Annotated in this window: 18 protein-coding genes and 3 pseudogenes; 13 read left to right on the top strand and 8 right to left on the bottom strand. The window is 63.2% G+C overall.

Going from position 1 to position 22,795, the window contains the following annotated elements; genetic code table 11:
• Positions 1-10 precede the first annotated feature (10 nt).
• The 13 genes and pseudogenes from MF410_RS34760 (at position 11) to MF410_RS34700 (ending at position 12,907) form a co-directional block, all read left to right on the top strand.
• Positions 11-1,367: pseudogene (locus tag MF410_RS34760) on the top strand (aspartate aminotransferase family protein).
• Positions 1,368-1,369: 2 nt separating this feature from the next.
• Positions 1,370-2,641: an aspartate aminotransferase family protein gene (locus tag MF410_RS34755; RefSeq protein WP_239621423.1), complete on the top strand. Its 1,272-nt coding sequence runs from the start codon at positions 1,370-1,372 to the stop codon at positions 2,639-2,641.
• Between the two features lie 7 nt (positions 2,642-2,648).
• Positions 2,649-3,668 carry a phosphotransferase gene (locus MF410_RS34750; protein WP_239621422.1) on the top strand — a complete coding sequence of 340 codons (1,020 nt, stop codon included), beginning with the start codon at positions 2,649-2,651 and terminating at the stop codon, positions 3,666-3,668.
• Between the two features lie 52 nt (positions 3,669-3,720).
• Entirely contained in the window at positions 3,721-4,107 is a 387-nt protein-coding gene (locus MF410_RS34745) for a 5-carboxymethyl-2-hydroxymuconate Delta-isomerase (protein WP_097626235.1), read from the top strand.
• 45 nt (positions 4,108-4,152) lie between these two features.
• Positions 4,153-5,669, top strand: a pseudogene (gene hpaE, locus MF410_RS34740) (5-carboxymethyl-2-hydroxymuconate semialdehyde dehydrogenase).
• A gap of 132 nt (positions 5,670-5,801) precedes the next feature.
• Entirely contained in the window at positions 5,802-6,782 is a 981-nt protein-coding gene (gene hpaD, locus MF410_RS34735; RefSeq protein WP_097626233.1) for a 3,4-dihydroxyphenylacetate 2,3-dioxygenase, read from the top strand.
• Positions 6,783-6,840: 58 nt separating this feature from the next.
• Complete coding sequence (gene gabD / locus MF410_RS34730; RefSeq protein ID WP_239621421.1) at positions 6,841-8,292, top strand: NADP-dependent succinate-semialdehyde dehydrogenase; 1,452 nt, start codon at positions 6,841-6,843, stop codon at positions 8,290-8,292.
• 24 nt (positions 8,293-8,316) lie between these two features.
• Positions 8,317-9,189, top strand: a complete 873-nt coding sequence (locus MF410_RS34725; protein ID WP_239621420.1) for a fumarylacetoacetate hydrolase family protein — start codon at positions 8,317-8,319, stop codon at positions 9,187-9,189.
• Positions 9,189-9,992 carry a 2-oxo-hept-4-ene-1,7-dioate hydratase gene (gene hpaH / locus MF410_RS34720; protein ID WP_239621419.1) on the top strand — a complete coding sequence of 268 codons (804 nt, stop codon included), beginning with the start codon at positions 9,189-9,191 and terminating at the stop codon, positions 9,990-9,992. The genes MF410_RS34725 and hpaH overlap by 1 nt, the downstream gene beginning before the upstream one ends.
• A gap of 11 nt (positions 9,993-10,003) precedes the next feature.
• Positions 10,004-10,810, top strand: a complete 807-nt coding sequence (hpaI, locus tag MF410_RS34715; protein WP_239621417.1) for a 4-hydroxy-2-oxoheptanedioate aldolase — start codon at positions 10,004-10,006, stop codon at positions 10,808-10,810.
• A 112-nt stretch (positions 10,811-10,922) separates the two neighbouring features.
• On the top strand, positions 10,923-11,714 hold the full coding sequence (locus MF410_RS34710; RefSeq protein ID WP_239621414.1) for an SDR family oxidoreductase: 792 nt from the start codon (positions 10,923-10,925) through the stop codon (positions 11,712-11,714).
• 12 nt (positions 11,715-11,726) lie between these two features.
• Complete coding sequence (locus MF410_RS34705) at positions 11,727-12,506, top strand: MoaF C-terminal domain-containing protein (RefSeq protein WP_239621411.1); 780 nt, start codon at positions 11,727-11,729, stop codon at positions 12,504-12,506.
• An 11-nt stretch (positions 12,507-12,517) separates the two neighbouring features.
• Positions 12,518-12,907 carry a nuclear transport factor 2 family protein gene (locus MF410_RS34700; RefSeq protein WP_097626227.1) on the top strand — a complete coding sequence of 130 codons (390 nt, stop codon included), beginning with the start codon at positions 12,518-12,520 and terminating at the stop codon, positions 12,905-12,907.
• Between the two features lie 33 nt (positions 12,908-12,940).
• Here MF410_RS34700 and MF410_RS34695 read toward each other — a convergent pair whose 3' ends face one another.
• The 8 genes and pseudogenes from MF410_RS34695 to MF410_RS34660 all read right to left on the bottom strand — a co-directional run bounded on the left by MF410_RS34695 (position 12,941) and on the right by MF410_RS34660 (position 22,695).
• Complete coding sequence (locus MF410_RS34695) at positions 12,941-13,885, bottom strand: helix-turn-helix domain-containing protein (RefSeq protein WP_239621409.1); 945 nt, start codon at positions 13,883-13,885, stop codon at positions 12,941-12,943.
• A 15-nt stretch (positions 13,886-13,900) separates the two neighbouring features.
• Complete coding sequence (locus tag MF410_RS34690) at positions 13,901-15,322, bottom strand: ATP-binding cassette domain-containing protein (RefSeq protein ID WP_239621405.1); 1,422 nt, start codon at positions 15,320-15,322, stop codon at positions 13,901-13,903.
• Entirely contained in the window at positions 15,319-16,356 is a 1,038-nt protein-coding gene (locus tag MF410_RS34685; RefSeq protein WP_239621403.1) for a branched-chain amino acid ABC transporter permease, read from the bottom strand. The genes MF410_RS34690 and MF410_RS34685 overlap by 4 nt, the downstream gene beginning before the upstream one ends.
• Positions 16,353-17,219, bottom strand: coding sequence for a branched-chain amino acid ABC transporter permease (locus tag MF410_RS34680; RefSeq protein WP_239621400.1), 867 nt, complete (start codon positions 17,217-17,219; stop codon positions 16,353-16,355). Before MF410_RS34680 ends, MF410_RS34685 begins: the two co-directional genes overlap by 4 nt.
• Before the next feature lie 69 nt (positions 17,220-17,288).
• Positions 17,289-18,542, bottom strand: a complete 1,254-nt coding sequence (locus MF410_RS34675) for an ABC transporter substrate-binding protein (protein WP_239621398.1) — start codon at positions 18,540-18,542, stop codon at positions 17,289-17,291.
• Positions 18,543-18,601: 59 nt separating this feature from the next.
• Complete coding sequence (locus MF410_RS34670) at positions 18,602-20,197, bottom strand: GMC family oxidoreductase N-terminal domain-containing protein (RefSeq protein ID WP_239621395.1); 1,596 nt, start codon at positions 20,195-20,197, stop codon at positions 18,602-18,604.
• Between the two features lie 3 nt (positions 20,198-20,200).
• Positions 20,201-21,606 (bottom strand): annotated as a pseudogene (locus MF410_RS34665) (aldehyde dehydrogenase family protein).
• Positions 21,607-21,708: 102 nt separating this feature from the next.
• Positions 21,709-22,695, bottom strand: coding sequence for a helix-turn-helix domain-containing protein (locus MF410_RS34660; RefSeq protein ID WP_097626218.1), 987 nt, complete (start codon positions 22,693-22,695; stop codon positions 21,709-21,711).
• Positions 22,696-22,795: the final 100 nt, after the last annotated feature.

The following is a 22,795-nucleotide window of genomic DNA, read 5'->3' as shown; positions in this document are numbered from 1 at the left end:
AGGAATTGAGATGCGTGAAACCAACTTCATAATCGAAAACAATGCCCGCCACATGTGGCACCCGATGGCCCATCCGGCCGAAATGCAGGCGCAGCCGCCGCGCATCATCAACTCAGGCGAAGGCGTCGAGATCGTCGATATCCAGGGCAAGAAGGTGCTGGATGCCGTGGGCGGCCTGTGGAACGTCAATCTCGGTTATTCCTGCGAGCCGGTGAAGAAAGCGATCCGCGACCGAGCTCGACGAGCTGCCCTATTATTCGACATTCCGCGGCACCACCAATTCGCCGCTGATCGAACTCTCCTACGAGCTTGCCGAATGGTTCAGGCCGGACGGATTGAGCCGTTCCTTCTTCACATCGGGCGGCTCGGATTCGGTCGAGACCTGCCTGCGGCTGGCTCGCCAGTACCACAAGATCAACGGGCAGCCGGAGCGCACCAAATTCGTCGCGCTGAAGAAGGGCTACCACGGCACGCATTTCGGCGGCGCCTCCGTCAACGGCAACCAGAATTTCCGCCGCAATTACGAACCGCTGCTGCCCGGCGTCATCCATCTGCCGGCGCCGTTCGCCTATCGCAACCCGTTCAATACGACGGATGGCGCGGAGATTGCCGCCGCGATCGGCCGGCTCTTCGAGGACGAGATCGCCTTCCAAGGGGCCGACACCGTCGCCGCCCTGATCGTCGAACCGGTGCTGGGGGCCGGCGGCGTCGTCGTCCCGCACGAGACCTTCCTGCCGCTGATGCGCGAGATCTGCGACCGCCACGGCATTCTACTGATCGCCGATGAAGTCATCACCGCTTTCGGCCGCACCGGCGCCTGGACGGGATCGCGCCTCTGGGGCGTCAAACCGGATCTGATGTCGACCGCAAAGGCGATCACCAACGGCTATTTCCCCTTCGGCGCCGTCATGATCTCAGACAAGGTGGCCGAAGTGTTCGAAAGCAGCAAGGGCGCATTCGGCAGCATCGGCCACGGCTATACCTATTCCGGCCATCCGACGGGTGCGGCCGCCGCGCTTGCGACCTTGAAGGAGACGAAACGGCTGAACGTCGCCGCCAATGCCGCCGTCCGCGGAGAGGAACTCATCGCAGGCCTCAGGAGGCTGCAGGACAGGTATGAACTGATCGGCGACGTGCGCGGCAAGGGCCTGATGTGCGCGCTCGAACTCGTCAGCAACCGGGAGAAGAAGAGCGCCGCATCGAAGGATGTCATGCAGAAGGTACAGGATGCCGCCTATGAGGCCGGCGCGCTGGTGCGCACTTCCGGCGCCAACGTCATCATGTCGCCGCCGCTGATCGTCACGGCGGGCGATGTGCAGACGATCCTGACGGCGCTCGATGCCGGCCTTGCCGCCGCGGGAGCCTGATCATGTCCAACAACGCTGCCCTTATCGCGCGCCGCGAGCGGCTTCTCGGCCGCAACATGTCGCTCTTTTATGACGATCCGGTCCATCTGGTCCGCGGCGAAGGCGTCTGGCTCTGGGATGCCGACGGCCGGCGATATCTCGATTGCTACAACAATGTGGCACATGTCGGCCATTGCCATCCACGCGTGGTCGAAGCGATCACCCGGCAGGCGTCGACGCTGAACACCCACACGCGTTATCTGCACGAGGGCATTCTCGACTATGTCGAACGCCTGACGGCGACCTTCGACAGCAGCCTCGACGCCGCGATCCTGACCTGCACCGGCAGCGAGGCGAACGACGTGGCGCTGCGCATGGCCCAGGCCGTCACCGGCAGGACCGGTGTGATCGCCACCAACCATACCTATCACGGGAATACCGCCGCCGTGTCGCAGCTCTCGACCCGCATGCCGCCGGTCGGCGGCTTCGGCGGCCATGTCAGGCACGTGCCGGCGCCCGACAGCTACCGCCCGCTCGGTGGCGAAGATGGCGAGGCCTTTGCCGCCGCAGTCGAGGCGGCGATCGCCTCGCTGCAGGAAAGCCCGCATGGTTTTTCCGCACTGATCATCGATCCGTTCTTTGCTAATGAAGGCTTTCCGGATCTGCCGCGGGGCTTCCTCGACAAGGCGGTGGCGGCGGTGCGCAAGGCCGCCGGCCTCGTCATCACCGACGAGGTGCAGCCCGGTTTCGGCCGCACCGGCTCTGATATGTGGGGCCATCAGCGCGCCGGCATCGTTCCCGATATCGTGACGCTCGGCAAGCCGATGGCGAACGGCCATCCCGTCGGCGGCGTCGTTGCCAATGCCGATCTGCTGAACGCCTTCCGCAAGGCCTTCCGCTATTTCAATACGTTCGGCGGCAATCCGGTCTCCTGCGCGGCCGCCATGGCGGTTCTCGACGTGATCGAGGACGAGAAACTCGTCGAGAATGCCCGCGACGTCGGCGAATATACGCGCGATGCCTTCAAGAGTCTGGCGCAAAAACACACGATCATCGGCGACGTGCGCGGCAGCGGTCTCTTCATGGGCATGGAATTCGTGGCGGACCGGGCGACGAAGGAGCCGGCCGTCGCTGAGGCGAGCCGGATCGTCAATGAAATGCGAGAGCGCGGCGTGCTGATGGGCAAGATCGGCATCCACCAATGCGCCACCAAGATCCGCCCGCCGATGCCCTTCTCCCGGGAAAATGCCGATCTGATGTTGTCGGTCTTCGACGACGTCCTGTCGGGGTTGTGAGGCTGAGATGACCGATCAATTACCGCAGACCATCCGGGATGACCTGCTGGAACGGGCGCTCGAAGCGCTCGATCATTGGGCGGTGCGGGCGGATGAACCGGTCCTGCTGAAATACCGGGAAAACGCCGTCTTCCGCATCACTCTTGCCGACGGGCAATCCGCCGCCTTGCGGCTGCATCGGCCGGGCTATCATGACGAAACGAGCCTGCACTCGGAACTCGCCTTCATGGCAGGACTGCGGCGCGGAGGTCTCGACGTGCCGAGCCCCGTACCAACAGGCGACGGGCGCAACCTTGTCCGACTGCCGGCAAACCGAAAGTTTCCCGAGCAGCATGCCGACGTCGTCAGCTGGATCGACGGCACGGCGCTCGGGCAGACCGGCACGCCGCTGTCGGAATCGGCCGAGACGCAGGCGGATATTTTCTTCCGCATCGGCCATGTCATGGCGACGATGCATGATCTTGCCGACGCATGGGCGCCGCCAACAGGCTTCCGCCGCCCGGCATGGGATGCCGAGGGTCTCCTCGGAGAAAGGCCTCTCTGGGGCCGCTTCTGGGATTGCCCGGGGCTTTCACGCGGCGAGGCCTCGTCGCTTTCGGCATTGCGCGACGACTTGCGGGACCGTCTTGCCAATGCGCAGCGACACGGCCTCGACTACGGCCTGATCCATGCCGATCTGGTGCGCGAGAACATCTTCCTGACGGGAAGCGAAGACGATATCGCCTTCATCGACTTCGACGATGCGGGATATGGCTTCCGCCTTTTCGATCTCGCCACGGCCCTGCTGAAGAACCGCCAAGAACCGGCCTACCCTGAAATCGAAAACGCCCTGATCGCCGGCTATCGCAACAGGCGCGGCCTTTCCGATGCGGCGCTGCAAAGCCTGCCGCTTTTCATGGCGCTGAGGAGCCTCACCTATATCAGCTGGCTTGCCGAGCGGCCCGAGATCCCGAACGCTCCCGAGCGGCTGTCGCGTTATGTCGCCGAAAGTCTGGAGCTTGCAAGAAAGCTCGATATCGACGCTTGACATCCCTCACAAATTGATTAACGTGTTAAGTAAATAAGCCGTGGGAGGACGGATGCCACATCTCACCATCGAATATTCGGCCAATCTCGACGGCCGCGCCGACATTGGTGCGCTCTGCGAGACGCTGCTGAACACCGTGCTCGAGACTGGGCTTTTCGAGATCGGTGCGGTGCGGGTGCGCGCCCTTCGCGCCGATCATTATGCGATCGCCGACCGGCTTGCCGAAAACGCCTTCGTCGACCTGAACTTCCGCATCGGCAAGGGCCGCACGACCGAGGAAAAGAAGCGCACCGGCGAAGCGATCCTTGCGGGTGCGGCGGAAGTCCTCGCCCCCCTCTTCGAGACGCCGCATTTCGCGTTGTCGCTGGAGATCCGCGAGATCGATGCGGAGCTGAGCTGGAAGAAGAACGCCATTCATCCGCGGCTGCGCGGCAAGTGACAAAACCCCGTATCGCGGGACGAGACAACATCAGGGAAACAGACGATGTCCAAACTGCAGGAAAACATCGCAAAGGCGGAAACCTACCTTGCTCGCTTCAAGGAGCGTGGCGTCCTCAACCGCATCGGCGGCGAGGATGTGGGGGCGGTGACGGCGCAACCTTCGAGACCCTCTCACCGGTCGATCTGAAGCCGCTCGCCACCGTCGCCCGCGGCAATGCCGCCGATATCGACCGTGCGGCCAAGGCCGCCAAATCAGCCTTTGGCGAATGGGCCGCCATGCCCGGCGATGCGCGCAAGAAGCTGCTGCACAAAATAGCCGACGCGATCGTCGCGCGCGCCGAGGAAATCGCCTTCGTCGAATGCATGGATACCGGCCAGTCGCTGAAATTCATGGCGAAGGCGGCGCTTCGCGGTGCGGAAAATTTCCGCTTCTTCGCAGATCGCGCGCCGGAGGCCCGTGACGGCAAGGCGCTGCGCGCCGACGGTCAGGTGAACGTGACGACGCGCGTGCCGATCGGCCCGGTCGGCATCATCACGCCGTGGAATACGCCCTTCATGCTGTCGACCTGGAAGATCGCGCCGGCCTTGGCCGCTGGCTGCACCATCGTCCACAAGCCGGCCGAATTCTCGCCGCTGACGGCCCGCCTGCTCGTCGAAATCGCCGAAGAGGCCGGCCTGCCCAAGGGCGTGTGGAACCTCGTCAACGGCTTCGGCGAGGACGCCGGCAAGGCGCTGACGGAGCATCCGCTGATCAAGGCGATCGGCTTCGTCGGCGAAAGCCGCACCGGCTCGATGATCATGAAACAGGGCGCCGACACACTGAAGCGGGTGCATTTCGAACTCGGCGGCAAGAACCCGGTCGTCGTCTTCGCCGATGCCGATCTCGAACGCGCCGCCGACGCCGCCGTCTTCATGATCTATTCGCTGAACGGCGAGCGCTGCACCTCGTCCTCGCGCCTGCTGGTCGAAGACAGCGTCTATGACAGGTTCACCGCCCTCGTCGCCGAAAAGGCCAGGCGCATCAAGGTCGGCCATCCCCTCGATCCCGAAACGGTCATCGGCCCGCTTATCCATCCCGTGCACGAAAAGAAGGTGCTGGAATATATTGCGATCGGCCGCTCCGAGGGCGCGACGCTCGCGGCCGGCGGCGAGAAGTTCGATGGCCCGGGCGGCGGCTGCTATGTCTCCCCCACCCTCTTTACCGGCGCCGACAACAAGATGCGCATCGCCCAGGAGGAAATCTTCGGGCCGGTGCTGACAGCCATCCCCTTCAAGGACGAAGCCGATGCGCTGGCGCTCGCCAACGACGTCCAGTACGGCCTGACCGGTTACCTCTGGACATCAGACGTCACCCGCGCCTTCCGTTTCACCGACCGTCTCGAAGCCGGGATGATCTGGGTGAACTCGGAAAACGTCCGCCACCTGCCGACGCCTTTCGGCGGCGTCAAGAACTCAGGCATCGGCCGCGACGGCGGTGACTGGTCCTTCGATTTCTACATGGAAACCAAGAACGTCGCCTTTGCCACCAAGTCGCACGCCATCCAGAAACTCGGCGGCTGAGCCGACCGCGCGCATAAGAGCGGGTCAGCTTTTCAAGGAAGCATGGAGCCGCTCTTAATTTCGTTTTTACGCAATTCCGGACGGAAAACCGCTTCGCACTTTTCCTGGAAGTTGCTCTAAGAGGAGGAACCCATGCCCCTGCCGACACCCAATCTCTATCCGCCTTTCAACATCGTGCGTCTCAGCCATGTCGAACTCGGCGTCACCGATCTCGCCAAGTCCCGCGCCTTCTATGTCGATACGCTCGGCTTGCAGGTGACGGATGAGACCGCCGATATCATCTATCTCAGGGCGCTCGAAGAACGCGGCCATCACTGCATCGTGCTGAAGAAATCCGGCAAGGCCGAAGCCCGCGACCTCGGTTTCAAGGTCTTCGGCGACGAGGATCTCGACAAGGCCGCCCATTTCTTCAAGGATAAGGGCCTGCCGGTCGAGTGGGTCGAGCGCCCCCACCAGGCGCGCACTTTCCGCACCCGCGATCCGCACGGCATTCCGCTCGAATTCTATTCGAAGATGGATCGCCTGCCACCGATCCATCAGAAATATGCGCTCTACAAGGGCGTCAAGCCGCTCAGGATCGACCACTTCAACTGCTTCTCGCCGAATGTCGACGAGAGCGTCGCCTTCTATAACGAGCTCGGCTTCCGCGTCACCGAATATACCGAGGATGCCGAGACCGGCCGCCTCTGGGCCGCCTGGACGCACCGCAAGGGCGGCGTACACGACATCGCCTTCACCAACGGCCGCGGCCCGCGCCTACACCATACCGCCTTCTGGGTGCCGACGCCGCTCAACATCATCGACCTGCTGGATCTGATGGCGACCACCGGCTGGGTCGCCAACATCGAACGCGGCCCAGGCCGCCACGGTATCTCCAACGCCTTCTTCCTCTATATCCTCGATCCCGACGGCCACCGCATCGAGATCTACTGCTCGGATTACCAGACGGTCGATCCCGATCTGGAGCCGATCAAGTGGGACCTCAAGGATCCGCAGCGCCAGACACTTTGGGGCGCACCGGCTCCCAAATCCTGGTTCGAACATGGTAGCCTGTTTGCCGGCGCCGATGTGGTCGAGCCTGATCTGAAGGCACAGCCGATCATCGCGCCTTGAACGTTTACCCGAAAGCGGGCGAAATCGCCCGCTTTTCAACGTTGGCGAGGATAGAGTCATGGAATTGAAAGACGCAACATTGTTCCGGCAGGCTGCATTGGTTGGCGGCGATTGGATCGAGGCGGGGGACAATGGGATCGCGGTGGACAACCCCGCGACCGGCGAGATCATTGGCCGCGTTCCCAATCTCGGCGCAGCCGAGACCAAGGCGGCGATTGCCGCGGCCGAGATTGCGCAGAAGGAATGGGCCGCCCGCACCGCCAAGGAGCGGTCGGTCACCCTGCGCCGCTGGTTCCAGCTGATGATGGACAATCAGGACGATCTCGGCCGCATCCTGACGGCAGAACAGGGCAAACCGCTGGCCGAAGCTAAGGGTGAGATCGCCTATGGCGCGAGCTTCATCGAATGGTTTGCCGAGGAGGCGCGGCGGGTCTATGGTGACATCGTTCCCGGCCATCAGAAGGATAAGCGCATCCTGGTGATGAAGCAGCCGATCGGCGTCGTTGCCGCCATCACCCCGTGGAATTTCCCCAATGCGATGATCACCCGCAAGGCTGGACCCGCCTTTGCCGCCGGCTGCGCCATGGTGCTGAAGCCGGCCTCGCAGACGCCGTTTTCGGCGATCGCCATCGCGATCCTCGCCGAGCGCGCCGGTTTCCCCAAGGGCCTGTTCAGCGTTCTCACAGGTTCGGCCCGCGCAATCGGCGGCGAAATGACCGCAAGCCCCATCGTGCGCAAGCTGACCTTTACCGGCTCGACCGAAGTCGGCGCCGAACTCTACCGGCAGAGCGCACCGACCATCAAGAAGCTCGGGCTGGAACTCGGCGGCAATGCGCCCTTCATCGTTTTCGACGACGCCGATCTCGATGCGGCCGTGGAAGGCGCGCTGATCGCCAAATTCCGCAACAACGGCCAGACCTGCGTCTGCGCCAACCGCCTCTATGTGCAGGAGGGCGTCTATGACGCTTTTGCCGAGAAGCTCTCGAAGGCCGTCGGCGCGTTGAAGACTGGCAACGGCTTCGACGAGGGCATCAATCTCGGCCCGCTGATCGACGAGTCCGCCCTTGCCAAGGTCGAGGAGCATGTCGCCGATGCGCTGTCCAAGGGCGGCCGTGTCGTTGCCGGCGGCCACCGCCACCCACTCGGCGGGCGCTTCTATGAGGCGACTGTGCTGGCCGACGTCACCCCTGCCATGGCTGTCGCCAAGGAAGAGACGTTCGGGCCGGTGGCGCCGCTCTTCCGCTTCAACGACGAAGCCGATGTGATCGCTCAGGCCAACGACACCGAGTTCGGTCTTGCCTCCTATTTCTACGCCAAGGATCTCGCCCGGGTCTTCCGGGTCGCCGAGGCGCTGGAATACGGCATGGTCGGCGTCAATACCGGGCTGATCTCGACGGCCGAAGCCCCATTCGGCGGCGTCAAACTTTCTGGCCTCGGCCGCGAAGGCTCGAAATACGGCATCGAGGAATTCACCGAAATCAAATATGTCTGCCTCGGCGGTATCGCCTGAGGTAAGAGAAGGCCCGAGACAAGCATGACCCATCCACGATTCCTGTCCTTTTCCAGAAACGGCCATCATGGCTATGGGCTTGCCGTCGAGAACGGCGTCATCGACCTGTCGGCTCGCCACGGCGCAAGCTGGGCGAGCCTTCGCGAAGTGATCGAGGCGGGCCGCCTCGTTCAGCTCGCCGAGGAGAGCAGATCATTGAAGCCGGATTTCGCGCTCGACGACATCCGCTTCGAAATTCCTGTTCCGTCGCCGGAAAAGATTATCTGCGTCGGGGTCAACTTCCCCGACCGCAACGAGGAATATAAGGACGGTCAGGCAGCACCCTCCAACCCCTCGCTGTTCATCCGTTTTCCCCGTTCCTTCACCGGCCACGGCGAACCGCTGATCCGGCCGCCGGAAAGCCCGCAGCTCGACTATGAAGGCGAGATCGTCATCGTCATCGGCAAGGGCGGCCGGCGGATTGCCGAGGCGGACGCCTTCTCCCACATCGCCGCCCTGTCGCTCTGCAACGAGGGCACGATTCGCGACTGGGTGCGCCATGCCAAGTTCAACGTCACCCAGGGCAAGAACTTCGATCGCACCGGCGCGATCGGCCCCTGGCTGATCCCCTTCACCGATGCCGCTCAGCTCGAAGACATCAAGCTCGAAACCCGCGTCAACGGCGAGGTCCGCCAGAGCGACCGCACCAGCCGGATGATCTTCTCGTTCCGCAAGATCATCAATTATATTTCCACCTTCACCACGCTCGTTCCCGGCGACGTCATCGTTACCGGCACGCCGACAGGCGCCGGCGCCCGCTTTGATCCGCCGATCTGGCTGAAACCCGGCGATGTCGTCGAAGTCGAGGCCGACGGCCTTGGCATCCTGAAAAACACCATCGCCGACGAGGTGTTGTGATGCTGTCTGAGGATGAAATCCAGGCGGCCGCCGAAAGCCTCGACCAGGCTGAGCGCACCCGCATCCAGGCCGGCCTTCTGTCGCTGAGGCATCCCCGAATGGATATGGACGACGCCTATGCCGTACAGAGCGCCTGGGTGAAAAAGAAGATCGCGGCCGGCCGCAAGCCAATCGGCTGGAAGATCGGGCTGACCTCGAAGGCGATGCAATATGCGCTCAACATCGACATCCCCAATTCCGGCGTGCTTCTCGACGACATGATGTTCGAAGACGGCGCCACCGTGCCGGCCGATCGCTTCATCCAGCCGCGAATCGAGGCGGAGATCGCCTTCGTCATGAAGGCGCCTTTGCGCGGGCCTGATATCTCGATCTTCGACGTGCTGAACGCCACCGATTATGTGACGCCGGCGCTCGAAATCCTCGACACCCGCATCCTGCGCGTCGATCCGCAGACGAAGAAGCCGCGCACCATCGTCGATACCATTTCCGACAATGCCGCCAATGCCGGCATCGTCACCGGCGGCCGCGCCGTGCGGCCCGGGGAGATCGACATGCGCTGGATGGGAGCGATCGTCAGCCGCAACGCCGAGGTCGAGGAAACAGGGCTTGGGGCGGGCGTCCTCAACCAGCCTGCTCGCGGCGTTGCCTGGCTCGCCAACCGGCTGGCGCAATATGGCGATGGCATCGAGGCTGGACAGATCGTGCTGGCTGGTTCATTCATCCGTCCGATCGAGGCACGGCACGGCGATACCATCAACGCCGATTTCGGCCCTTACGGCTCGGTCAGCCTCTATTTTGCATGAAGGAGTGAAACATGCCGGCGCCCAAAAACCTCTTCAAGCAAGCCCTGAAGGAGGGGCGGGCGCAGATCGGCCTCTGGCAGGCGCTCGCCAGTCCCTATACGGTCGAGATCTGCGCCGGCGTCGGTTATGACTGGCTGCTGCTCGATGCCGAACATGCGCCGAACGACGTGCCGCTTCTCGCCTCGCAGCTGCAGGCGATGAAGGGATCGGCAAGCCATGCGGTGATCCGCCCGCCGGTCGGCGAGACCTGGATCATCAAGCAGATGCTCGATATCGGTGCGCAGACGCTGCTCATTCCGATGGTCGACAGCAAGGAGATGGCGGAGGCCATGGTCCGCGCCGTGCGTTATCCGCCGCAGGGTGTACGCGGCGTCGGTGCCGCCCTTGCCCGCGCCTCCGATTTCAACCGCATCCCCGATTATCTCCAGACCGCCAATGACGAGATCTGCCTGCTGCTGCAGGTCGAAAGCCGGGCGGGACTCGCAGCGCTCGACGCGATCGCGACGACCGAGGGCGTCGACGGCGTTTTCATCGGCCCGTCCGATCTCGCCGCCGACATGGGCTATCTCGGCAGACCGGGCGCGCCCGAAGTGCAGGCCGAAGTCGAAAAGGCGCTTGCCAGGATCCAGTCGCACGGCAAGGCCGCCGGCATCCTGATCGGCGATCTCGCCCTTTCCAAGCGCTATCTCGAACTCGGCGCCACCTTCGTCGCGATCGGCAACGACGTCATGCTGCTCGCCAATGCCACGGCCAAGCTGCTTGAGGATTTCCACAAGACCGAACCCGCCAGGCCGGCGGGCGAAGTGAAGGTCTACTGACCTCCCGCATTCAGCATCGTTTTGCACGCTCAGTCAAAACGGACTGCACAGCTGGACAGGACGCCTCCCGGCCTTTCGACCATGATGATCGAAAGGTCCAGGAGGAAGAGATATGCGTTTCAGCAAGAAGACAGCGCTGATCACCGGCGGCGGCACGGGCATCGGCGCCGCCGTCGCGCGGCGCATCCGTAGGGAAGGCGGCAACGTCGTGCTCGTCGGACGGCGCCCCGAACCGCTTCGCGCCGTTGCCGATGAGATCGGCGCCACCGTCATCACCGCCGACGCGGCCGATGGCATTGCGATGCGGAAAGCGCTCGAAACGGTCGTCGAGACTTTCGGCGGGCTCGATATCCTGATTGCCAATGCCGGCGGCCACGGCGTCGGGCCGACGATCAGCATGTCTGACGAGACCTGGGATCTCGCGGTTCGGCTCAATTTGAACACCGCCTTCGTCAGCGCCCGCGAATCCCTCCCCTATCTGATCAAGAACAAGGGCAATATCGTCGTTCTCGCCTCGATTGCCGGGCTGTTCGCCGGGCCGGATGCGGCGGGCTACGTCACCATGAAGCATGCCTGTATCGGGCTCGCAAAATCGCTGGCGCGCGACTACGGCCGCAAGGGCGTGCGCACCAACACCGTCTGCCCGGGATGGGTGACGACTGACATGGCCGACGAGCAGATGCAGATGATCGTCGAGAAGTTTAGGCTGAAAAGCATCGAAGAGGCTTATGCGCTCGTCACCAAGGACGTGCCGCTCGGTCGCCCCGCGAGTACCGAGGATGTCGCCAACGCCGTCTGCTTCCTGGCCTCCTCGGACGCCTCAATGATCAACGGCGCGATCCTGACCGTCGACGGCGGAGCCGGCACGGTCGATCTGCCGACCCTCGCCTTTGCAGAATGCTAGGAGGAGACAACGATGAACGAAAATCCGAAGGATTGGAAAACCTACGACGAATTCGCCTATGGCATCGACACGAACCGCCTGCCGGCGAGCGAAGCGCTTTCCGGCTCTTCCTATAAGATCGGCTTCGACGACGGCCGCCGGCTCGACCTTGCCTTCGGCAGAGGCGAGGCCAGATGGTCCGACGGCAAGGAAAGCGCAACCGACAAGGCTGAGGTGATCGAGGTCGCGCCGAATACCTATTTCATCGAAATCGTCTTCGCCGGCCGCCCGAGAGAAGCCGAAACGCTGATCCTCAATGTCGAGACCCGCCGAGCGTTTTCGATCTATTCGATCGTCCGCGACGCGAGGGATGCCGTCGGCGAACCGCAGGTGGCGCAGATCTTCCGGCCCGGCGTCATCGAAGGTGGCACTTCAAGCGGGCCGGCGCCGGCCGAAAGCCGTGATCTCATCGGGCTCAGGGCGCATTTCACCTATAGCCCCAACCATGTCTACGAACACACCTACCTCTCCGCTGAGCGCTACGCCTGGCAGTGCCTGGTCGGCGTCCAGCGCGGCCATGGCGATGTCGACCTGACAACCACCTACAAGTTCGACGAGAACCAGTACGTCTTTACCTTCCGGGAGTTCAAAATCGCGGTCGCCTCCACCTTCTTCTACAATTTCAACGATATGCGCTCGACCGGTAAATTCCTCGGCATTACCGGCGACGGACGCATCCAGAACAGTCCTGCCGGCGCCTTCATCCGCAAGGCCTCGATGACCTATTACCTGCCGGGCCAGGAACCGGTGTGAGAGACAGAACCATGAAAACAGCTTTCGACATGGTGAAGGCGCATTACGACGCCAACGACCGCCGCGATATCGACGGGATGCTGGCCGACATTGCGCCCGACTGCCGCTGGACCGAGATGGACGGCTTTCCCTGCGCCGGCACCTATGTCGGCCCGCAGGAGGTCTTTAGACACGTCTTCCAGGCCCTCGGTGAGGCATTCGATGGCTACACCTTCAAGCTGGAACGTCTTCTCGACGCCGGCGACGATGTGATCGCCATCGGCGACTACAGCGGCACGCACCGGCAGACCGGTAAATCCTTCAAGGCCCGCGTCGTCCATGCCTGGCGTGCCGCGGACGGCAAGATCCGGCGCTTCGAGCAGTTTACCGATACGCTGCGCGTCGCGGAATCGATGCGATAAGAATCTGGGCGGCTCGGCGCAGACCGGGCCGCCCTACAAAAGCGCAGCCTTGCGCCATTGCGACGGCGAAACGGCGTAGCGGGCGCGGAAAGCCCGCGAAAAATGCGCGCTGGAGGAAAAGCCGAGCGCAAAGGCGATCTCGGATATCTCGCCGCTATTGCCGGCGGCTTTGCGCAGCCTGGCCGCAGCCTGCTGCAGGCGCAGGTCCCAGATATAGTCGGACGGCGTCAGCCGTTCGGTCTCGAATGCGCGATAAACGTAACGCACCGAGCAGCCCATGCGCCGCGCGATCATGGCGACGGTCAGATCCGGCCGGGCGATATTCCCGGCGATGAAATCCTTGATGCGCGCCAGCAGCAGATCGAGGGGATTGGCGACCAGTCCCTCCGGCCGCCCCTCGCCGATCATCGTGCGAACGAGATCGATCATCGTCTGGCCGACGCTCGAACGCCGCGCTTCGTCGAGATGGCCGATCTCGTGCATGGTCGTTTCCATCAGCGACAGCAGAATACCGCACATGCCGTCATACTCGGCATGCGCGGTGAAGGGTGCTGCCAGCCGCTCGACCGCGGCCTGCGGCAATGCCTGCCGCGGCAGTTGCAGCAGCAATTGGCGGACCGGCGTGCTGTTGGTCAGCACATAGGGCCGGCGCGGATCATAGATCACAAGCGCATCGGTGGAGATCGGCGCGTGCAAGCCACCCTGGGTGATCGAGGCGCTGCCTTCGGCCTGCAGGATCAGCTTGATCGCGTCGGGATCGTCAGGCCTGGCCGTCACCCGCTCGCCGAAAACCATATGCCGATCGGCTTCCAGCCGCGTCAGCCGGCAGGCTCCCAGCATAGCGGAGAGCATCGAACTCTTCTCCTCGTCGGCTGCCGTGAAATCGAGCCTGACATTGCCGAACAGCGTGCGGGCAAGCCCGGCGAACTCCTGGCCCCGAGCTGTCTCGATAGGGCGGTGATCAGCGGAAAAACGCATAACAACCTCCTCACTTCAGCTCGCCAGATAGGCGCCATGGAGGATGTCCGGCTGGGCTTTCAGCGTCGCGGCGGGACCGTCGAAGACAAGGCGGCCGCGCTCCAGCACGAGGGCCTTATCGGCGAGATCCAGCGCGAGATTGGCGAATTGCTCGATCAGCAGCACGCCGATGCCGCCGGCAGCGGCAATCTTCAGCGCCTCGGCCAGACGCTTGACGACGGCAGGCGCCAAGCCGAGCGAAAGCTCGTCGACGATCATGAAACGTGGCTTTGCGACGAAAGCCTGCGCCATCGCCACCATCTGCTTCTGACCGCCGGAGAGATCGGAAGCCGACTGACGCCGGCGCTCGGCAAGCTCGGGGAATATCTCATAGGCGCGCTCCAGCCCCTGCCGGCGGGCAGTCGCCGCAGGATCGAGCGCGGAGACGAGGATATTGTCCTCCACCGACAATTGCCCCAGCACGCGGTGCCCTTCCGGAACGAGCGCAAGGCCTGCCCGACGAATGCGGTCGGGCACAAATCCTTCGAGTGCGATGTCTCCCAGCCGCACCGCGCCGCCGCGCGGCAGAACACCTGCCATGGCCATGACCGTGCTCGATTTTCCCGCCCCATTGGCGCCGAGCAGGGTCGTCACCTCGCCGGCCGCGACCGAAAAGGAAATGTCATGGATGACGCGTTTGCCGCCGCGTTCGACGACGAGGTTTTCGACGCGGACCTCGGAATTCCCGCTCATCTCAGAACTCCCCAGATAGGCGCGCCGCACGTTCGGATCGGCAAGCACGGTCTGCGTCGGGCCGAGGGCCAGCAGCTTTCCGTAGTCGAGCACCATGGTCTCGCTGCACATGGAGCGGATAAGATCGACGTCGTGATCGATGACCAGAATCTGCGCCCGGAATTCCGCGGGGATGCGCAGCACCAACTCGCGAAACGCCTTGCCCTCCTCCTCGGTCAGACCGGCGGCCGGCTCGTCCAGCAGGATCAGCTTCGGCTTGCCGACGACACATTTCGCCAGTTCGACCAGGCGGCGCTGGAAGAGATTGAGCGATTGCCCCAGCCGGTCGGCAGCCGCGCTGAGTCCGACGAAGGAAAGCGCCTCGTCCACGGCTTCGGAGCGATGCGGCGCGCCGACCACATGATCGGCGATCGCCGCGATATTGCCGGCGACGGTCAGGTCCCCGACCACCTGTTCGGTCTGGAACGAGCGGCGCAGGCCGGCGCGTACGCGCTGCAGCGGCGTCATCGGCAACAGCGCCTGGGCGCCGAGCGACACGGTCCCCTGAACCGGCCTGATGAAACCGGAGAGCACGTTGAGCAACGTCGTCTTGCCGGCGCCATTCGGGCCGATCAGGCCCGCGACCGGTGCGGTGAGCACGGCGCTGAGCTCGTTGATCGGCTTCACACCACCGAACTGGACGACGAGATTGTCGATGGTGATCATCGTGCCCTCCCCCTTGATAGGCCGCTGTTCAGACGGGCGATCAAGCCCGCGATCTGGCCGGCTATGCCGGTCGGCGCGGTTGCCAGCGCATGGAACAGGGCGACGCCGAAAATACCGATCGTGATATAACCGTCGATGCCGAGATCGGTCAGCAGCGCCGGCACCGCGCGCAACAGAAGCCCGGCGATCAGCGCGCCGTACCAGTTGAAGACACCGCCGACGATGGCGAGCGCAAAGAGGTTGAGGCTCTCGAAGGCGCCGAAGGCGCGCCCGTCGAGCTGGCCGACATTGCCGGCCAGCAGCCCGCCGGCAAGGCCGGCGAGCAAGCCGCTGAGCGCAAAGGCCCAGGCCTTGTAGATGAGAACGTTGACGCCGCTGGCGACGGCGACAGTCTCGCCCTTGCGGATCAGCGCCCAGGCCCTGCCGGGACGCGCAAGCTTATGCCATTGCGCGATCAAAAGACCGATCGCAGCTGCCGCGCACACATAGAGGAAATAGGCAACCTCGCCGTCGGCCATGACAGGCCTCGCCAGCATTTCGCGTCCGGAGCCGTCCGCCCGACCGAGAAAGCCAGGACCGCCATCAGGGAAACCCCAAGCGCTGATGATTATCTGGAAGCCGCCGGCGAGCATTAGGGTGACGAGCGCGAGGTAGAGACCACGCAGCCGCAAGGCCGGCACGCCGAAGGCGAGCCCGACCGCGGAGGCGACGATGCCGCCGGCAAGCAGGCTGACCTCGAAGGGTGGATGAAAGGCGTGACCGATGCGCAGCGTTACCCAGCCGCCGACGCCGACGAGGGCAAACTGGCAGAGCGAAACCAAGCCGAGCTGGCCATAGAGAATGGCAAGGCCAGCAACCGACAGCGACAGCGCGACGGCCGACGTTGCCGCCGAAAGCCAGAAGGAATTGGCGAGAAGGACGACCACGGCCGCGAAGAGCGCCGTCGTCACGGGGACATGCAGAAGCTGTTTCGGCAGGCGCATTGTCGACAGGCCTTCAGCGTTGGAGGCGATTGTTTGCGGCTGAACGCTCATCGGTCTTTCAACGCGGCCTTCGCCGTGCCTCCGAGGATCGTGACGGCGGCGAGCGCGATGATAAAGGGCGCCGCCGCCCGATAGGGCGATATCCAGGCAATCGGGGTCAGCGCCGCCTCGGCAATGCCGATCAGAATGCCGGCAGCCGCCGTCTCCCAAAGCGACCGCAACTGGCCGAGGATCGCCGCGGCAATGGCGGGAATGACCAGCAGGGTCAGGAAGGTGCCCTGCAGGCGCACGAGATCGGCCAGCAGCAGGCCGGCAAGGCCTGAGAAGATGCCGGTGATGATCCAGGCGGCGGTCTCGGTATGGAGGACGCGCACGCCGAGGACGGCACTGAGATCGCGGTCATTGGCCAGTGCGCGCATATCGAGGCCGAGCCGCGTGCGAGAGAGCAGCAAGGTGATCGCGACGACCATGGCAACGGCTAGAAGAAGGGCGATGATGCGCGTGTAGGTCAGGCGCACGGCAAAGAGCGAGACGAACATCTGGTCGGTCGGAAACTGCAGGCGGCGCGGCAGCTCGCCCCAGACGACACCCATGACGGCGATCAGAACCAGAGCCGGCGCCAGTGTGCCGACGGCGCGCACGACGGTATCGCGATGCGACAGCATGGGAGCGAAGATCCGCCCGTAGAGAAAGCTGAGTGCCGTCGAGACCACGACCGCCGCAAGGATGGCGACGATGAGCGGAGCCTTCCACTCGAGCAGCTGCCAGGCGCAATGCGCGCCCATCGCACCAAAAGCACCGAAAGCGAAATTGAGAACGCCGGTCGCGCGAAACAGCACGACGAGTCCGACACCCGACAGGGCATAGACGGCGCCGATTCCAAGCCCGGAAATGACGAAGGGAAGAATATTCATAAGCCGATCCTCTAGCACTTGCCCGGCTCCGCGGGGTAACCGCCGCGGAGCACGATGGCAGTCGCAGGCTCAGTTGATGCCCGCGGACTTTTCGAAGGCGCGGATGTCCTTCAGCTCGGGGTCCGGCGACGGCGCGCAGTCGGAGACGACTTTCCACTTGCCGGCTTCGCTGACGGCCATGCGCGTGGTCGAATTGGCATTGTGGCGAGTCTGGCCGTCACCGAAGTACCAGGGGGCACAGAAAATATCGCTTTTGAAGCCCTTGATTCCTCGCACCGCAGCCGACGCCGTCTCGCGGTTGACGTTGGCGGGATCGAGCGTCATCAGTGCCGTCTCGGCGATCCGTGCCGCAAGATAGCCGGCCTGGGCGAAGGTGTCGCGCGGATCGGACTTCTGGCCGTACTGATCCATGACAGCGAGCCAGTTCTGATTATCAGGCGTCGTCGCCTCGAGATCGTTGAACTCCATGTTGACGATGAAATTGCCGTCCCAGCCGGCGCCGATCGTGCCAGGCACCGAGAGATCATAGGCGGAGGCGGCGCTCAGGAACTTGATGCTCTGGTTCAGCCCCTGTTCTTCCGCAGCGGTCAGCAGCGGCACGGTGACGCCCTTGGGCAGGCCGAGAATGATCACATCCGGCTTGGAAGCTGCCGCCTGCAGGATGGTCGATGTGGAATCGGCGGTGCCGGGATCCATCAAGATCGTCTCGGCCGTCAGGCCCTTCTCTTTGGCGAGCTGAATGATCCCGTCGCAGGACCAGGTGCCGACATTCGGGATGTTCGGCCCGATGCAAACGACCGACTTTGCCTTCAGTTGATCGAGCGCATAGCCCATTGCGCCGAGCATCGACACGCGAGGACCGGCATTGGTCGGGGCATAGTTCGCCGCGAAGAAACATTCGCGGGGAACGCCGACGCCGGCGACGACGAGAATGGCGGATTTCTTGTAGAAATCGGCATTGGCGCCGCATTCGACGAAACTCGAATTGCCGACCATCAGCACGGCCTTCTCGTCATTGACGAGCTTGGCGGCGAGCTGTGCTGCTATCTCAGGATTCCACTGGTCGTCCTCGACCAGATATTTCACCGGCCGTCCCTTGATCCCGCCGTTGGCGTTCAGGCAATCGAAATAGGCCTTGGCCGCCTTGGTGGAATTGGAAAAATCATCCGGTCCCGTCTTGCCGGTAATCGCGCCGACCACAATTGGTTCGCCGGTTGCCGGCTTACCGCTATTGTCGCCGCAGGATGCTGCAGCATTTGCGCTGAACGCCGAAACGAGCGTCAGGAAAAGGCCGATTACCAGCCCTTTTGGATTGATAGGCATTGTCTCCTCCAGTGTGTTGTCCCGCTCCCCACGGGATATTACGATCGGCGATATCAGGCTCAGCCGGAAATCGCCTTCCCTGTCATGAAGGCGGCAGCCTTTGCCGCAATCATCATCGTCGGCGCGTTGGTATTGCCCGACACCAACGTCGGCATCACCGAAGCGTCGCAGACGCGCAGCCCCTCGACGCCGCGCACCTTGAGGTCCGGTCCGACCACCGCCATGCGATCGTCGGCGCGGCCCATGCGCGCAGTTCCCGCCGGATGGAACACTGTTTTGGCTGATTGGCGGATGTAATCGCGCAGAGCCTCCGGATCCTTTTCGATCCCAGGCTTCGGCAGCACGCGGCGCTTCACCAGCTTGGCAAGCGCCGGCGCATCGAGGATGCGGATCGCCGTTTCGACACCGCGCACCAGCGTCTCGATATCGGCGGGATCGGAAAGCAGATTGGCGTTGAAATCCGTCTGCTCCCTGGGATCGGCGCTCTTCAGCTTGATCCAGCCGCGCGACCGCGGCCGCAGATAACACGGCCCGATGCTGAGACCGTGGCCGGGCTCCGGTTCGCGGTCGACGAAGCCGATCAGCACCGGCAGGACATGGAACTGTACATCCGGCTGGCCGGTGCCTGCGGTATCGACGAAGCCGCCGCACTCGACGACGTTCGATGACAGCAGCCCGCGACGCGAGGTGAGGTAACGCAGCATGTGGCCGGCGGCACGCAGACCCTTGTCATGACCGAGGATCGAGATCGGCTCGCGCGTCTCGCCCTGCACCGGCACTTCGAGATGATCTTGATAATTGGCGCCGACACCAGGCAGGTCGGCAACGACCTGGATGCCGAGCGAGGTAAGATGCGCACCGTCGCCGATCCCCGACAATTGCAGGATCTTCGGCGTGGCGATGGCGCCTGCGGTGAGCGCGATTTCGCGCGACGCCTTGAAGATCGTTCCATCGAGCAGTTCCACGCCGGCCGCCCTCTGCCCCTCGAACAGCAGGCGCACCACCTTGCGCTCCGTCAGAACGGTGATATTCGGCCGCTTCTCCGCTTCGCGCAAAAAGGCCTGAGCCGAACTCCAGCGCCGGCCGCCATGGGTGGTGCTCTGATAGAAGCCGACACCCGCCTGATCGGCGCCGTTGAAATCGTCGTTCTGGGGAATGCCGATTTCAGTCGCCCCCTTGACGAAGGCCTCGCTCAGCGGGTGGCGGTGGCGCGGGTCGGAGACGTGCAACCCACCCTTCTTTCCGTGGAAATGGCCGTTCAGCCGCTCGTTCTGTTCCAGCGAGCGGAAAGCTGGAAGCACGTCGTCATAGGACCACCCCTGGCAGCCCATTTGCGACCAGGTATCGTAGTCGTTGCGATGGCCGCGAATATAGATCATCGCATTCACCGAGCTGCCGCCGCCGAGCACATTTCCCTGCGGCACGATGCACGGCCGGCCGTTCAGGCCCTTGTCGGGGTTCGATGCGTAGGGATGGATGTCGATGCCCTTGCCCAGCACCTTGAAGAAGGTCGCGGGTATATGGATCCACGGATCGGCGTCGCGGCGGCCGGACTCGATCAGCAGGACCTTATGCGCCGGATTTTCCGACAGGCGGTTCGCCAGCACGCAGCCCGAGGATCCGCCTCCGACGATGATATAATCGTAAGTCGTCATGGCTCAGCTCAACACCGTCTGGATCGTCGTGAATTCCTTCAGTCCTTCGGCGCCGAATTCCACGCCGATGCCGGATTGTTTGACGCCCCCGAAGGGTGCATTGGGTTGAATCGTGCCGTGCTTGTTGATCCAGACCGAGCCGCATTCGAGCTGCCTTGCATAGCGCTTGGCCTTCTCGACATCGGCAGACCAGACCGAACCGCCGAGACCCGCCGGATTCTGGTTGGCGCGGGCGATCACCTCGTCGAGATCACTGTAACGGATGATCGGCAGGGCCGGACCGAACTGCTCCTCATCGACCAGCCGGACACCATGATCGACATCGGCAACCAGCGTGATCGGATAGAAATAGCCGGGCCGGTCCATCGGCGCGCCGCCGGTCAGAATGCGGCCGCCTTGTGTGCGCGCATCATCGACGAGATCGCGCACCTTGTTGAACTGCATTTCGTTTTGTATCGGGCCGAGGATGCTGGCCTCATCCAGGCCGTCGCCGACAGTGATCTTGCCGGCATAATCGGCAAGTGCGCTGCAGACCTCCTCATAGATGCTGTCATGCACATAGAGGCGTTTCAGCGCCGCGCAGGTCTGGCCGTTATTGATGAAGGCGCCCCAGAACAGGCCCTCGACAATGCCTTTCGGATCGACGTCGGGCAGCACGATGCCCGCATCGTTGCCGCCGAGTTCCAGCGTCAGCCGTTTCAAGGTGGCGACGGCCGAGGCCATAATTTTCTTACCGGTCTCGGTGGAACCGGTGAAGGTCATCTTGGCAATACCGGGATGAGCGGAAAGCGCAGCCCCGATGCTGTTTTCGCCGGTGATCACATTGACGACGCCGGGGGCAGCACCTCGTTGATGATCTCGACCAGACGGATGGTCGAGAGCGGCGTCAGGGGCGACGGCTTGATGACGACGGTATTGCCGGCCCGCAGCGCCGGCACGATGTGCCAGCAGGCAATCATGACGGGCCAGTTCCAGGGCGTGATCGAACCGACAACGCCGATCGGCTTGCGGTGCAGCTCGACACGTCCTTCATTGTCATCCTGCAGGATTTCCACCGGCAGATCGAGTTCGGCCGTATGACGTGTCCAAGCGATCGCGCCGCCGATTTCAAACCGCGATCCTAGACCGTTGAGCGGCTTGCCCTGCTCCCGGGTTAGGATCTGCGCCAGTTCTTCGGCGTGCTCGGCGATCTTCTCGGCAAGGGCCCGGCAGGCCGCGGCGCGCTCTTCATTCGAGGTCTGCGACCAGCTTCTGAAAGCCGCGGCGGCGGCGGCAACGGCTTGGTCGAGATCGGCTTCCCCGGCAAGCGGCATATAGCCGACGATTTCGCCGTTCGATGGATTGGCAACCGGCGCATGATGGGTCGTGGCGACAGTTTCGCCACCGATGAGCAGGGTAGACTGCTTCACGATATTCTCCTCCCGTGAGATTGGGGAGGACTATGACTTTGGCTGGATAAGCCGTCTTGGGGAGAAACGCGCCTCGTCTTGGACGGAAGCGCAAATTGCGCGTCAGACCATCCGTGGCACCGCTTCGCCGGCGCGCAGCAGCTCGCTCGGCGCACAATCGAACAGTTCCTTGAAGCTGCGGTTGAAATAGGAAATGTCGTTGAAGCCGGCGGAATAGGCGACTTCGGCGATCGTTCCGGCGTGGCGCTGCTCCTTGAGCTGCTCGATCTTTTCGCGTGCAAAGCGCAGGCGCTTGTCGCGGATGACGGTGGTGCAGGTCATGCCCAGTCCCTGGAAGTCCTGCTGCAGCGTGCGGATCGAGACGCCGAGCCTCGTCGCCAGCCATTTGGCGCTGAGATCGCTCTCGGTCAGGTGTTTGTCGATCAGGATATCGACCATCTGCATGCGCCTGCCGGCACTGTCATGCAAGGAAGTCAGGCTTGCCGTCTGGATGTCGGTCGACAGAAATGCCTGGCGCGTCGTGTCGAACATCAGCTGGCGCAGATGCGGCGAGGCCGCCTCGCTTTCCGGCGTCGTCATCATCTTGGCGATCAGCGCACGCAGCATCATCGTCATCGGATCGTCGGCCGCAAGCTTGCGGGCCACGTCGAAATCCACCTTGCTGCCCGAATACATCAATTGCCGCGGCAAATGCAGGGACAGATGATTGGAGAAGTGACCGCGGAAATAGAAGGTGGTCGGCCGCGTGGAATCGACCAGAATGCATTCGCCGACATCGAGAATGTTCTGCTGGCCGGAATGCTCTACGCCGCAGGCTCCCTCGAGCTGCAGGATCAGGAACAGATGTTCGTGGGCATCGCGGCGAATGTCGTCCCAGCCGCGATGGACATAATCGAGATCGTTGGAGACGTGGGCAAATTCCATGCCGCAGACGTCGATGCGGCTTGCCGTGCCGGTCACCTTGTCGCCCCGTTGCATCGTATGCGCGTTGAAATTCCCGCAGATATTGTGAAGGTCATCCGACCATTGATCGTAAGGCGTCGGCGACCAGGCGCGATCGACGAGGCTGCGGTTCTGCAACAGGTCCAACTCTGCCTCCCAACAGTGTCTACACAGCTGAAGACTGCCGCAGGCCGGACTGGCCGTCAATTAAATATTTAACACATTAATCAAGAGGCTGTGCATCGGG

Source organism: Rhizobium sp. C104, assembly GCF_022354505.1.
Taxonomy (GTDB): Bacteria; Pseudomonadota; Alphaproteobacteria; order Rhizobiales; family Rhizobiaceae; genus Rhizobium; species Rhizobium redzepovicii.
This window is presented reverse-complemented; position numbering and strand designations above follow the sequence as displayed.